The following is a 13,795-nucleotide window of genomic DNA, read 5'->3' on the forward strand; positions in this document are numbered from 1 at the left end:
TCTTCGCCCAACTCCTTTTGACTATTCTATTACTATTTCTTATCTGTCATTAATTATTCTGAAACTGTGGTAGATATTCTTGATGAGCTTCAAGCATTTCATCAAGAATTTCTTTTGCTATGGTGTCAGATGGAATGAGTGGATTAATTGTCATTGCTAGAAGTGCTGTTTGATAATTGCCGGTTACAGCAGCCTCTGCTGCAACTCTTTCAAATGATTTAATTTGCTGTACAAGACCTCTTGTTGCTACAGGTAAATCGCCAATAGCGATTGGTTTTGGACCATCTTTTGTAATAACAGAATTGATTTCAACAGCTGAGTCATCTGGAATGCTTGCAATTGCTCCATTATTAATAGTATTAACAGGCTGAATATCTCTGCGATCATTATAGATAGAATCGATTAGACTACATGCTGCATCACTATAGTAAGCACCGCCTCTTTCCTCTAATTGTGGAGGCTTGATCGTTAAGTCTTCATCTTTATATAACTCAAATAAATCTTTTTCTAGTTTTTGAACAACTTCAGCTCGAGTTCCTTCTTCCGCCGCTGCTTTACTTTCTTCTTCAAACATCTCATTTGTCTTGTAGTAGTAACGGTGATAAGGACAAGGAATCGCTTGGAGTGCTTTCAGAAAGTCTGGTTCCCATTTCAAGTCGACGATATTTCTCATCGTTCCACTTGACACGTCTCCTGAAGCAATCTTTTCAATATATTGGTCGGTATAAACTTCCCCATCTAGATATACATTTAATCCGTAAATCATATGGTTCAATCCTGCAAAATCAATTTGAATCCGCTCAGGATCAACACCTAATTGATCTGCAATCCCCATTTTCATTCCGACCGGGACATTACATAGACCAATGATTTTCTTCCAATCACTATGGCGGAGAACTGCTTCTGTCACCATTCCTGCTGGGTTGGTGAAGTTAATCAACCATGCATCAGGACATAATTCTTCCATATCTTTAACGATATCTAAAATAACCGGAATTGTCCTCAAACCTTTGAAAAGTCCACCCGGCCCATTTGTTTCCTGACCAATGACGTCATATTTTAAAGGAATACGTTCATCTTTTGCACGTGCTTCCAGTAAACCGACACGTAACTGTGTCGTTACAAAGTCTGCATCTTTCAATGCTTCCCGGCGGTCTAATGTAAGATGTACATCAATCGGCAAGCCAGCTTCTTTAATCATACGCTTAGTTAAGCCACCAACGATTTCCAGTTTTTCTTGTCCTTCTGGGATATCAACTAACCAAAGCTCACGGACTGGTAAACTATCATATCTTTTTATAAATCCCTCGACTAATTCTGGAGTATAGCTTGACCCCCCACCTATTGTGACAATTTTAACGTCTTTACTCATTAAAATGACCTCCTATTACTAAAACCTCTCATTCTTTCTTTGAAAATCGATTCCTCATGCATGGGATAGCGGTGGGCAATAAAAAAACCCGAACTGTTTAAAAACGCACGTATAGCGTTTTCAAATCAATTCAGGTTATGCCCAATTAAGGTTACATTCCTTAAATTTTAAGGTTAACTTATTTAATTATAGCTTTAAGTTATCACATTTTTTGATTGGTGTCAACATTTACATTAAAAAGGGTTGAGTCAAGTATTTGTAGAGCTTTTTTTCTACATTTTGCATTTCAACTACAGAAGAAAGATATGCCTTCACATCGTCTGAATTTCTACCTGTATACCAAATATCTCTATCAATTTTTTTGTAAATTAGCGTTTACTTGATCGATAACAAATTCATACTTTTGAGAGTTACTTCCAAATTCTTAACTTCTTGTTGGAGAACATCTAATTCATTCTGTAATTTATATATTTGTTCAAGATGTTTGTTGAATATAAAGTTTAAAATCGGATTAAGTTTTACAGAATATTTTATATCACTGCATTTATTTAAGAAATCTTGAATCTTACCTTGCCCCTTTTCTCCTTAAAGTTAATTGAATTAAACTTTATGATGAATAATCTATCTCTTATTAAATTTCATAAAGGAATAGAAGGATATGTAGCATATTTTTACGATTGATTCTAGTAAATAACATAATTTACTTTTCATTCCAAAAGCCTAAAATAAAAAACTGAAGGTGTTAAGAATTACATGCATTGCATTATTCAGCTCATTTCCATTAAATATATTACATCCAGAATATATTTTTTTGTATAATATAACTCTCCATTATAACACCAGACTTTTAATCGATGTTACGATGATAGTATGTACGGAGGTGATTTAACCATGAATACCTATAAAACCTCACAAATCGCTGAAATAATTGGAGTTCATCCCAATACAGTACGACTCTATGAAGATTTAGAACTTATTGCAAAACCTAAACGTCAAGCAAATGGCTATCGTGTTTTCACTGATCTTCACTTAGAACAATTCAGACTTGCTCGACTTGCCTTTCAAATAGAAGTGTTACAAAATGGATTAAGAAAAAAAATTGTCAAAATGGTCAAGACTTCAGCATCAGGCGATTACGATAAGGCCCTTCAGCATACTCAAGAATATATACTCCAATTACAAGAAGAGCGAAAAAATGCAGAAGAAGCTATAGTGATAGTGAAAAGGCTTTTAGACGGTAAATCAATAATAAATAAACTGTACATGCAAAGAAAAGAAGTTTCCCAATATCTTAACATTTCTATGGATACACTTAGAAACTGGGAGATGAATGGTCTTTTATCAGTTAAACGTAAAAAAAATGGTTATCGCGTTTATAGAGATAAAGATATTCGGCAGTTAAAAATTATCCGCTCTCTCCGTTGTGCAAATTATTCCCTTGAGTCAATTTTGCGTATGCTTAATGCATTGTCCTCAAATCCTAATACAAACTTAAAAAAAGTACTTAATACACCTACGAAGAACGAGGATATTATTTCAGTATGTGATAAGTTAATAGATTCATTGAACAAAGCTGAAAGCAATGCACAGATCATGATTAATCAACTGCAATATATGAAAAACATATTTCACTAAACCCTACACTTTAACACCAGCCTTCTTGCTGGTGTTATTCTTTTATTGGACAAATTTATGTGATAAAAACAAGGAGGAAATGTTTATGCAAGCCGTCATTCATGTTGAACAGTTATCTAAGACTTATACTGGGTTGCCAGTAGTAAAAAACTTGAGTTTTTCCATAAAAAGGGGAATGGTATTTGGTTTACTTGGTGCAAATGGTGCAGGAAAAAGCACAACGATTGAGTGTATGCTAGGGACAAAAAAAGCTGATAGTGGAAGGGTTACTATTTTAGGGAAGAATCCATTGACAGAACGAAAACAATTATTTCAAAAGGTGGGTGTTCAATTTCAAGAAGCAAATTATCAAGAAAAAATAACAGTGAAAGAATTGTGTGAAGTCACCCAATCACTTTATAAAAAAACGGAAAATTATAAAGATTTATTGACACAATTTGGTATTTATGATAGGCGTAAAAATCTTGTTAGTGATCTTTCTGGAGGTCAGCGCCAAAGGTTATTCATTATTCTTGCCCTTATTCCTCAACCAGAAGTTGTTTTTTTGGATGAATTAACAACCGGACTTGACGCAAGAGCGAGACGGGATGTCTGGAAAATTCTTTCTGGTCTAAAGAAAAAAGGATTAACAATTTTCTTAACATCACATTTTATGGACGAAGTTGAAGCTCTATGTGATTGCATTTGCGTTTTAAGAAAAGGGCAGATAGTGTTTTATGGAACAGTTGAGGAAGCTATAGCTTCAAGTCCTTTTGATGAATTTGAAGATGCTTATTTATGGTATACAGAGGAGGAAATGGAAAATGAGTACTTTTAGAACAATGCTTAAAACCGAATTAAAACTTTCTTTAAGAGGAATGGATATGTTCATTTTTGCTATCTGTATGCCGCTAATAGTGTTAGTCTTACTCGGCATTATTTATGGAGATAATCCCGCTTTTAATGGAGCAGATTATACTTTTTTACAGCAGTCCTTCGGTGCACTTGTTACCATCTCCATTTTGGCTGGTGGAGTCATGGGACTTCCTTTAGTTATATCTGAATATCGTAGTAAAAAAATACTGAAACGGTTTAAGGTAACACCTGTTACACCTGTCATGATTTTATTCGTGCAAGTAGTCATTTATTCATTATATGCAGTCGTGTCACTTCTACTTCTTTATCTTGTTGCCGTATTTTTTTTCAATTTCCAAATGATTGGCTCATGGTTTTATTTTTTTGGTGGTTATTTTTTAGTTATGCTATCTATTTTTAGTATTGGCATGATGGTTGGCGGTCTCGCACCTAATACAAAAACAGCTAGTGTACTAGCAACTTTATTGTATTTTCCTATGCTTATTTTTTCAGGTGCAACATTGCCTTATGAAGTTATGCCAGAGGCACTTCAAAGAATGGCTGATATTATGCCGTTGACACAGGGTATTAAGCTGATAAAAGCGGCCTCTCTTGGAATGGAAATTGACAGTATTTTACTTCCAATCATTGTAATGGGGATTGTTGCAGTAATTTGTATAGGACTTTCTATCAAATTTTTCAAGTGGGAATAATTCATGTGATAATAACACTTTAATTTAAAACCGTTGTTTTGAGATAATGGTTGATTGTTTATGGAACAGAAAAATGGCGGTTTTAAATTTTATAATTAAAGCCGCCGTTTTCTTAAAAAAACAAGACATAGTAGTGTGTATTAAATCGCCCTTTTTAGGACACAGCGGTATGAAGGAGGTTATCGCCGTGTTTATTTATGTTTACCCTGATTGGATATCACTCGACATATCAAGAAACGTCTTGAAGTGTTATTGGATTATTATGGATTGTAATTTATCAATATACAATATCTATGCCCAGCTAGCTTATGTTCAGTTTGGGCTTTTTTGTGTCTATTAAGATTTTTTTTCAAAAAAATTGCTTCTAACAAAAGCATACGTTAGCAAATGCCATTACACGCTATTCTAAAAAAGCTGGGATTCATCAAATCAGATTACATGCTTTAAGACATTCTCATGCTTCTCTGCTTATTAGTAGGGAGAAAATCCATTAATTATTAAAGACCGCCTAGGGCATGAAGATATTGAAACGACACTCGGCACCTACGGACATTTGTATCCTAATAGTAACTTTGAAGTAGCCCATAAATTGGAAGGTATTATGTCTTACCAAACAGCAACAGAAAATGAAGATACTTCACCCAAGAATCAATTCACTGCTCGTTACCTACGTAAAGAATTTAATAATGCAATAACAATGCAATGAAAATAGAGTAAAGAGCCGAAACCCTTATGAACAAAGGGGTTTCGGCTCTCCTTCTACTATTCCCACTCTGTTTTAAGCGTACAGCATATAAAGCAAAATGCTGTAATATCAAGGAGTTTAGGGGCATATAGAAACAAATAAACTGTATAGAAAATAATAAAAAGTGCAATAAAAGTGCAATTGCACCTAATCAGAATTTCTGTTTACTATCTGGAAATAGAGCTTAAACTTCAATATTCTTAATAGGGCGTTCAAGTCTTTGAACGTCTCTTCATTTGTCTAGTCACTTAACTTTTTTCCAAGTGAGTCTAACAGTTTCAATCCCACGTCAAAAACCCAGTCAAAAGTTTCACTGTTATACTCACCCAATTGGCTGTGAACGGCACGATTTAAAACACCTGAAATATCATATATCAATGAACTTTCATCGCTAGTAATGATATTGTTTTTTGATAAAATGTTAGTCATTTTATTTAGACCAAATCGTTGACCGTCGAGAGAGTTCTTTTCAACTAATTTAATCAATGTGTTTTCTAACTCAATTCTTAAACCTGCAAGAGCAAGTTTTGGATCTTCATATCTTAAATTGTAAAATGTAAAAATTATTACTTATTTCATTCTCTTTAGTACCAGTTAAAATTCCTGCTTCATCAGCGTTCTTCTGGATTGCTTGCTTTTGGTCTTCTGTAATTAACTCAACTTTACCAAGACCATTTATTTCTAAAGACTTTATGTATTGAATAAACCAAGGCACTAACGCTAATACAATTAGCATTACCGAAATCGAATCAATATTTAACTCTGGTTTCAATATTCTTAACAGAAAAATTCCAATAAATAATATTGAGGCTGATAGTTTAAATTTCATTTAAGGTTCCTCCAAAGACATATATGTTGATTATATCAATGATTAGAAAAGAAAACATAACGAATAGTCAAATACTAAATGTCTTTTAAAGGTACTGATGAACTGCTTGCAACTCGCCATTACTTTTTAATCTCTCTCTGTGCAAATGAATTAGTAAAAGAATGAAGTTATTTGATATTCAATGTTACTGATATATTGCTCTGTCCATACAATCAGATTATTGGATCATAAATATATTAGGAAATATAGAAAATCGCTGATATAATTGTATGTAAGAAAAGATTTATAACTATAAAAGGAGCTAATATGTTAGTAAATAGTAATGTGGATTCTTATGATAGAGAAACATCAGAATATATAGTGGCGTATATTGACTTATTAGGTATAAAATCAGAAATACAAAATAATATCAATAAGCAAAAAATAGCGATGAATAAATTGTATAATCTTTATACTAATTCTATAGAATCTACTAGAAAAACTGCTTGGGATGAAAATAAAGATATAGATTTCAAAATCTTCTCTGACAATATTCTTATTAGCAAAAAGTTGTCGACAGATAAAACTAATAGAAAACTGGAAATAAGAGCATTAATTTATTGTGTTGCTCATTTTCAAGTACTTGCAGCTACAGATTCAGTTGGTTGGCTTGTAAGAGGTGGTATATCTATTGGATCATTATTTATAGATGATATTATGGTTTGGGGACAAGCATTGCTAAAATCATACTATCTAGAAAATAAAGTAGCTATTTATCCAAGAATTGTACTGGACGATTCTGTGGTCGATGAGTTAATGAAAACTAGTGAGTTATCTGATTTTGTAAGAAAAGATTTTGATGGAATATTCTTCTTAAATTATTTATCTATATGTCACTTTTGTGCGCAAACGCTTATGCAAGGATTTGAAATGATTCAAGCAAACAACTCTCAAAAGGGGAATAAACGGATTCATCAAAAGCTTTATTGGCATATGGAATTTATTAACCAAGAACTTAATAATAAAAATGAAAAACAAGATAAGAAGTATAGATTAAAAATGATTCACTCAAAATAAAATATTTTACAATCTCAAACAGCAAATTCTATCATGATATACTGTTTAAGGTTGTACTAAAAGAAAGCATTACTAATATGGAAATCCAAATCTATATTGTAAACTTAAGCAAATACAACGAGGTTGAGCTTTTTACAAAAAGACTATAATCCCTATAAAACTAAGGGTTATAGCCTTTTTTGTAACAACTCGTATTTATTTCCTCTATTTCCACTCTACTTTCACGATGCTGGTTATAGAGCAATGTCATTGATTTTAAAAGGTTTTTCAAGAAGTATCAACTCATATAATATGATATTTCACTAGCGTTGCATAAATAATATCTAAGTTTTCAGTTTAAATACTTTTTCTAAGAGAGCCAAAAAAGTAAATACCCATCTAAAGGTGGCTCCATCCATTTGGAATATATTTACAATTAGACTAAAGTGACAGCGCCGTTTTCTTATTAAGAAGCACCTTTCCCTTCTATTTTTCGAAGCCAGATATAGGCTGGTTTCCATAAAGATGCTCTTAAATAGCGGCTAATTTGTAATAAACTTCGCTTGCTGTTTGCTTTGAGTTGAACGAGTACATTTAAACAAAATACGATAAGCGCAATAAACACCGATTGTAAACGGCTGATTCGCTATGGCCATAAAACTTTTTGATGTTCACATGTTGTTTCATCCATTTGAAAAACAATTCAATGGCCCAGCGTGATTGATACATTTCGGAGATTTCTTCGGCACTCCAATCAAAACGGTTGGTAATAAGCTGAAGGATATTTCCTTTTGTATCCTCCACTTTGATTAGCCGGAAATAATTTTCTGCCCGGTTTTGTGGTGTGCCAATCAACACCATTTGGTCCGATAAAACCGTTGCATCTTCCGGCAGTTTAAAGTCATAAACAGCTCGTATAGATGCATTTTTTCGCAGTCTTGTGAGGAAAAAGTAGCCATCATCCATCATGCGATCCAAACGTTCGTAATCAAGGTATCCACGATCAAACACATACATGCATTCCTTATCATCTACTAAGACTTCAAGCTGGCTGCGATCATGTTCTTTCGCATTCGTCAAAACAGTTTTTTCAGGGTAGGAAGTTCCTTTTGCCATAAAAACGAGTTTTAAATGTACTTTTACACCCGCTTTTGTTTTGCGAAATTCTGCCCAGCTATGGTTGGTTAAATTTAGTGGCAATGTCGTTGAATCGATGATCTTCAAGGGCATATGAAGCTTTGGATAGTGTGTTTGAATGTGAATCTGAGACACTAAATCAAGAAATAATCCTTGAAATAGTTCTGGATTCATCCCATTCAATCGACGAGACAGCTGGGAGATACTTATCGAGTCAAGATCAATTTCGTTTTGAAGTTGATCGTTGAAAAGACAAGCGTTTAGTTCATGTAAACTCTTCACTTCTTCCAGCTGTGCAAAAAGCAATAATTTTAGAAATGAATCGGTCGTTAACTTTTTCGTATAGTAATCTAATTTCATGGTTTTCACATTTTCTTCAAACTGTTGAAGATTAATTGATGAAACCATTGTCCAAATGACGTTTTTGGTGTAATCTTGTCCATGAGTAGGTTCTTTATTTTTGGATTTGGAAGGGTTACCACTTGACTATATCCATTATAAAGGACTTTTTCTTTGCGACATAGCAAATTAGCGAAGATTTCGGGTATTTTTAATATTTTGTTTTAATTCATGCAACGCTAGTGCATTAATATAAATAGATTAATTGCAAAGAAAGAAAGGTGATTATTTTATGAATTTTGGACAAATCTTTATAACTGGTTTCTATCAAATGCTCAATCATTGGTACTTTTAGCAATTGTTGTGATTGGCTTGTATCTTGGATTTAAACGTGAGTTCAGCAAACTCATTGGCTTTCTCATTATTGCAGTGGGCTTAGTCTTTAATGCAGCTGGCGCAAAAGATTTTTATTAGAGTTATTCAATCGTATTATTGGAGCTTAGTATCTATTGAATAGTATGAAAACATTTGATAAGATTTCATAAAGAGAAAAGGGTGTTTTAATGCTAGATGTTATTAAAATTATAGTACCGGTTTTAACATCTTTGGTTGTATGTTACATTACTCTTTATTTTACGAAAAAAAGAAATAAAGAAGCAATGAAGCTACAGCAAGAGAATCATATAGAAAATATGAAAGTATCAGAAAAGAAGTATCAAGAGCAATTACTTATTAGCGAAGAAAATGAACGTTTAAAGCATTTACCTTATCTATCTCTTGTTCCAAAATACAAAAAACATAGATTTGAAGGAGAAATGGAGAAAGTAGATAACATTAATATTATCTCGATTCCTTTCAAAATAATCAATGAAGGAGCTGGTATTGCTTTTTCTATTCATCTTAAATACTTAGATGATGATATGAAACACAAGGGTATGGAACATATTGCTATAGCTTTTAAAGATAATTATGATGATGGATACAATATTCTGGGAGTCAGTGAACCTATTGATACGGATGTTTTACGTGTTGAGAATCTAACTGAATTTTGTTTATATTTGACTGCTATTAATGAAAACTTAGATGAAATTAATCCCGCTACTAATATAAGATGGGAATTTGATATTATGTTCTGCGATATTCAAGGAAGAGAGTATTCGCAGACCTATTCTTTTTACTCTTCAACCCGAAATAATAAAATTTTTAGAGTAAACTCTTATATGCCTCAACTTATAAAATAATACAGTAGCAACAAGCTATTAAATACGCTTGTTGCTTTTTTATTTTCAAGAAAGGAAGTGAATCCATGGACGATATGCAAGTCTATATTGCGAATCTAGGTAAATACAATGAGGGCGAATTGGTCGGTGCTTGGTTTAAGTTTCTCACGGTAAGGAGTAAAAACTATGGCTAAAGACCCGATTAAAAAAGCGAAAAATGGTACTTACTATTTTCGTGCAAATCTAGGATATGATTCTAAAGGGAAAAAGATTCAAAAATATCGTAGTGGATTTACTACTAAAAAAGAAGCAAGAGAAGAATACTCGAAGCTGCTGCTTATGAAACCAGAAGAATTAAGTGAAAACAAGAACAAAATGTTGTTTGAACATTATATCTTTGAGATTTTTCTTCCTTGGTATAAGACACAAGTAAAGCTCAGAACATATGAAAATCGCTTACCAAGTATTAAGAAGCACTTTCCTTACTTTTACAAAATGGCTGTTCCTGATATTGAGCCCATTGATGTACAAAATTGGCAACTGAAATTATCAAAAAACCTAAAATCTTCATATGTAAGAGCAGTACAAGGATTGTTTTCTGTTGCTATGGATAGAGCGATTGTATTAGGCATTACAACAACAAATCCTTCTAAGATTATTGGAAATGTAAAAAAACAAAAGACAAAGATTGACTTCTGGACAAAAGAAGAATTTGAAAAAGTAATCTCTTTCATTTATAAAGAGGATTACTACCAACATTTCCTTTTTGTTTCTTTATGGTTCTTGTTTATGACAGGAATGCCAATTGGTGAAGCCACCGCCATTCAATGGGAGGATGTTGATTTGATTCGGGGATACTAACCATCGACAAAAATCTTTATTACAAGAACCAAAGTAATTACAGATTTGTTGAACCAAAAACAAAAGCGAGTGTTCGACACATTGTACTTGATGAATGTACACTAAGTATTTTATCAGAATGGAAAAATGTGCAACAAGATCTTATCAAAACAGATTTTGTGATGAGTTACAATGGTTCCCACACAAAAACATACTCTCTCACATGCTATTGAACGTTGCGCTAAACTAGCTGGGATTCACCGAATTAGAATTCATGGATTACGTCACTCTCATGCTTCGTTACTTATTAGTATGGGAGAAAATCCACTCATCATTAAAAACCGTCTAAGGCATGAAGATATTGAAACGACTTTAGGAACATATGGACACCTCTATCCAAATAGTAACTTTGAAGTAGCTAACAAACTAAATGGAATCATAACATTCAAGCAAGCTGAACAAAAATATAATTCCTCACCAAAAAATCAATTCACTGTTAACTATTTAAGAAAGCAAAAACAAAAAGTGCAATAAAAGTGCAATGGAAAATTAAAAAGAGCCAAAAACCCTTGATACACAAAGGTTTCCATCTCTACTACAACTACTCCACATTAACTGTAGCTGGGCTACCTAGAACCCTTGCTATCACTGCTTTCAGACAATTTACTTTCCCTTATGGTAGGATTTTGGCAGGGAACCAATTCCATCTTAAAGTTTTAATTTCCATTGAAATCCATATAAGTTTCCTTAGAAAAATTAAACTTAATATTCCCTGCAATTTTTTCTGCAAGTGGTTCATCATTTCTACTCCATAAGTGCGCATAATGTTTTAAAGTTATTTCTGGTGAGCTGTGCCTTAATCTACGTGATACAACTAATACATCAGCATTAAACTCATTAATTGATTTACTGGACATAAAAATATCAAAAAGAGATTAGCACATTTAGTAATCTCTTTTTAAGATTTTGATAATAACAAAAATAGTTTAATTTTTATTGTTAGATGGTAGAGTTTGCACAAGTTCAAAGAAATATTTAGAATCGCCAGTATTAAAATAATTATACCAAGATTCTAATGTGTTTGACTTAAAAACATCTAAGCACTCAATGATTTGTTTCGTCCATAGCAAAGCTTCAGTGGAACCAGCAGTAATAAGGTTATTAGATGCAATAGATGGTTGGTCTATATAAAAATCTTGTCCTTTATAATCAGAACAAATCATTTCAAGGAATCCCGGACCATTGCTAGTATGCGGACGGTTATCTAGTATTCCAAAATTAGCAAGTGCTGCGGTAGCTCCACAGATTGCACATACTGTAGCACCTACAGAGAGCAACTCGCTTGCTTTTACGAGAATAGCTTCATGCTTTGGATCATTCCATGTATCTGTATCTGCACCTGGTAATAACAGCATGCTTGTTTCACTTACAATAATGTCATCAATTAAGTAGTCAGGAACTATTGTCATTCCGCCCATTGTACTGATTGATTGTTTGGAGTAACTGACTGTTTTAATCGATACTTGATTCGCGTCTTCTTTGAAAAATCTCCTAGAATTCAACTCCGAAGTAACGTATCCTAGTTCCCAGTCAGCTAAAGTATCAAGTACATAAATATAGATTGTTTTCATAATTTTCCTCCATTTGATTGTAATAGATTGATTGTTTTATTATTATTATACTTATCTATTGTTGACAACAATATGGCAATAATCTAGAATGAAGAAATTTTTTTGAAAGGCGGTTAACAGATGAAAGTTAGCAGGCTTGTTAGCATTATTATGATACTACTCGATAAAGAACGAATAGGCGCACAGGAGTTAGCAAATATGTTTGAAGTTTCAACTCGCACAATCTACCGTGATATAGATGCCATCAACATGGCAGGTATTCCAATTCGCTCAACATCGGGAGTAGGAGGTGGCTTTGAAATCATGAAAAACTATAAAATGGATAGAAAAGTTTTTTCAACTACTGATATTTCTACTATTTTGACAGGACTTTCTAGTCTCTCCAATATGATACAAAGTGACGAACTGGTAAACGCCCTTGCGAAAGTAAAAAGTTTTATCCCAGTGGATAGAGTTGACGAGATCAAATTAAAAACAGATCAAATACATATCGATTTAAGTCAGTGGATAGGTTATAGGAACGTACAACCATATTTAGAAATCATAAAAATAGCTTTACAAGAAAACAAGCTACTTTCGTTTGAATATGCCGACCGTCATGGAAATAACACTGAACGAGAAGCTGAAGCCCATCAAATTGTATTGAAGGGTAATCATTGGTATTTTCAAGGTTACTGTTATAAAAGAAATGATTTTCGTCTGTTCAAATTAGCTCGTATATCAAATCTAAAATTAGAAAAGATCTTCTTTACACCACGAGATTATCAAAAACCACTATTGGATTTTACTGATATTTTGGCAACTATGCAAACAAAGATCAAACTTCGTATTCATAAATCTGTCATGGATAGAGCACTTGATTATTGTATGTATGAAGATTTTTCACCAGACGGTGATGAGTACTACATTGTTACTTTCCCTTTTATAGAAAACGAATATTATTACAATATCCTTTTAAGTTTTGGTGATAAATGTGAATGTTTAGAGCCTTTACATATCCGAACAGAATTGAAACGGAAAATATATGATCTAGCTAACTTATATGAAAATTAAATCAAGAATCTCAATTTTATTCTTATACTGTTCTATTTAGTTAAATCTGTTGCCATTTATCAAGATAAAATAGTGCCATTTAAAACTAAAAATAACACGTACATACTATTTGTCTTTTCTACCGAAAGATATTCCCTGCCAAAATTCAATGAAAAAACAAAATTCCCTACCAAAATTTTTCCCTGGTAGGGTTTGGTAGGAAACTATATTATTTTTATCCATTTTATATACCGTCAAATCAACAAATTATAAATGCAAATTTTTACCATTCATTCCCACTCTACTTTCACGGTGCTTGATATAGAGCAATATCATTGATTTTAAAGGTTTTTCAAGAAGTATCAACTTTTATAATATGATATTAAAAATTAAAATAATGCAATTTTAATGCAATAAATGCAAATCACTGCTT

General features: G+C 32.8%; 10 protein-coding genes and 3 pseudogenes. 9 read left to right on the forward strand and 4 right to left on the reverse strand.

The genetic code is table 11. The features are described from left to right. Positions 1–49: 49 nt before the first annotated feature. Entirely contained in the window at positions 50–1,372 is a 1,323-nt protein-coding gene (locus JNUCC74_RS15080) for a 6-phospho-beta-glucosidase (protein WP_454065980.1), read from the reverse strand. Between the two features lie 891 nt (positions 1,373–2,263). Between JNUCC74_RS15080 and JNUCC74_RS15085 the strand changes: the two genes are divergently transcribed. The 4 genes and pseudogenes from JNUCC74_RS15085 to JNUCC74_RS15100 form a co-directional block, all read left to right on the forward strand. Continuing rightward, positions 2,264–3,007: a MerR family transcriptional regulator gene (locus JNUCC74_RS15085; protein WP_454065981.1), complete on the forward strand. Its 744-nt coding sequence runs from the start codon at positions 2,264–2,266 to the stop codon at positions 3,005–3,007. Between the two features lie 85 nt (positions 3,008–3,092). Beyond that, complete coding sequence (locus tag JNUCC74_RS15090; protein WP_454065982.1) at positions 3,093–3,824, forward strand: ABC transporter ATP-binding protein; 732 nt, start codon at positions 3,093–3,095, stop codon at positions 3,822–3,824. Further along, positions 3,811–4,554, forward strand: coding sequence for an ABC transporter permease (locus JNUCC74_RS15095; RefSeq protein WP_077318266.1), 744 nt, complete (start codon positions 3,811–3,813; stop codon positions 4,552–4,554). Before JNUCC74_RS15090 ends, JNUCC74_RS15095 begins: the two co-directional genes overlap by 14 nt. Before the next feature lie 368 nt (positions 4,555–4,922). Next, positions 4,923–5,260 (forward strand): annotated as a pseudogene (locus JNUCC74_RS15100) (tyrosine-type recombinase/integrase); the annotation flags it as partial. A gap of 574 nt (positions 5,261–5,834) precedes the next feature. Here JNUCC74_RS15100 and JNUCC74_RS15105 read toward each other — a convergent pair. Next, complete coding sequence (locus tag JNUCC74_RS15105; protein ID WP_454065983.1) at positions 5,835–6,128, reverse strand: hypothetical protein; 294 nt, start codon at positions 6,126–6,128, stop codon at positions 5,835–5,837. Positions 6,129–6,434: 306 nt separating this feature from the next. Between JNUCC74_RS15105 and JNUCC74_RS15110 the strand changes: the two genes are divergently transcribed. Continuing rightward, a complete protein-coding gene (locus JNUCC74_RS15110; RefSeq protein ID WP_454065984.1) occupies positions 6,435–7,184 on the forward strand; it encodes a hypothetical protein in 750 nt (249 codons plus the stop codon). A gap of 445 nt (positions 7,185–7,629) precedes the next feature. Here the strand turns inward: JNUCC74_RS15110 and JNUCC74_RS15115 are convergent. Continuing rightward, positions 7,630–8,743 (reverse strand): annotated as a pseudogene (locus JNUCC74_RS15115) (IS4 family transposase). Between the two features lie 459 nt (positions 8,744–9,202). Here JNUCC74_RS15115 and JNUCC74_RS15120 point away from each other — a divergent pair. The 3 genes and pseudogenes from JNUCC74_RS15120 to JNUCC74_RS15130 all read left to right on the forward strand — a co-directional run bounded on the left by JNUCC74_RS15120 (position 9,203) and on the right by JNUCC74_RS15130 (position 11,233). Beyond that, positions 9,203–9,880 (forward strand): hypothetical protein, encoded by a 678-nt coding sequence (locus tag JNUCC74_RS15120; RefSeq protein ID WP_454065985.1) that lies wholly within the window; start codon positions 9,203–9,205, stop codon positions 9,878–9,880. A 74-nt stretch (positions 9,881–9,954) separates the two neighbouring features. After that, positions 9,955–10,053 (forward strand): antirestriction protein ArdA, encoded by a 99-nt coding sequence (locus JNUCC74_RS15125; protein ID WP_454067910.1) that lies wholly within the window; start codon positions 9,955–9,957, stop codon positions 10,051–10,053. Next, positions 10,046–11,233, forward strand: a pseudogene (locus JNUCC74_RS15130) (tyrosine-type recombinase/integrase). The gene JNUCC74_RS15125 and the pseudogene JNUCC74_RS15130 overlap by 8 nt, the downstream one beginning before the upstream one ends. Before the next feature lie 452 nt (positions 11,234–11,685). Here JNUCC74_RS15130 and JNUCC74_RS15135 read toward each other — a convergent pair. Next, positions 11,686–12,330: a DJ-1/PfpI family protein gene (locus JNUCC74_RS15135; RefSeq protein ID WP_454065986.1), complete on the reverse strand. Its 645-nt coding sequence runs from the start codon at positions 12,328–12,330 to the stop codon at positions 11,686–11,688. Between the two features lie 120 nt (positions 12,331–12,450). Between JNUCC74_RS15135 and JNUCC74_RS15140 the strand changes: the two genes are divergently transcribed. Then, positions 12,451–13,383 (forward strand): helix-turn-helix transcriptional regulator, encoded by a 933-nt coding sequence (locus JNUCC74_RS15140; protein WP_454065987.1) that lies wholly within the window; start codon positions 12,451–12,453, stop codon positions 13,381–13,383. Positions 13,384–13,795 lie beyond the last annotated feature (412 nt).

Source organism: Cerasibacillus sp. JNUCC 74 (genome assembly GCF_053667775.1).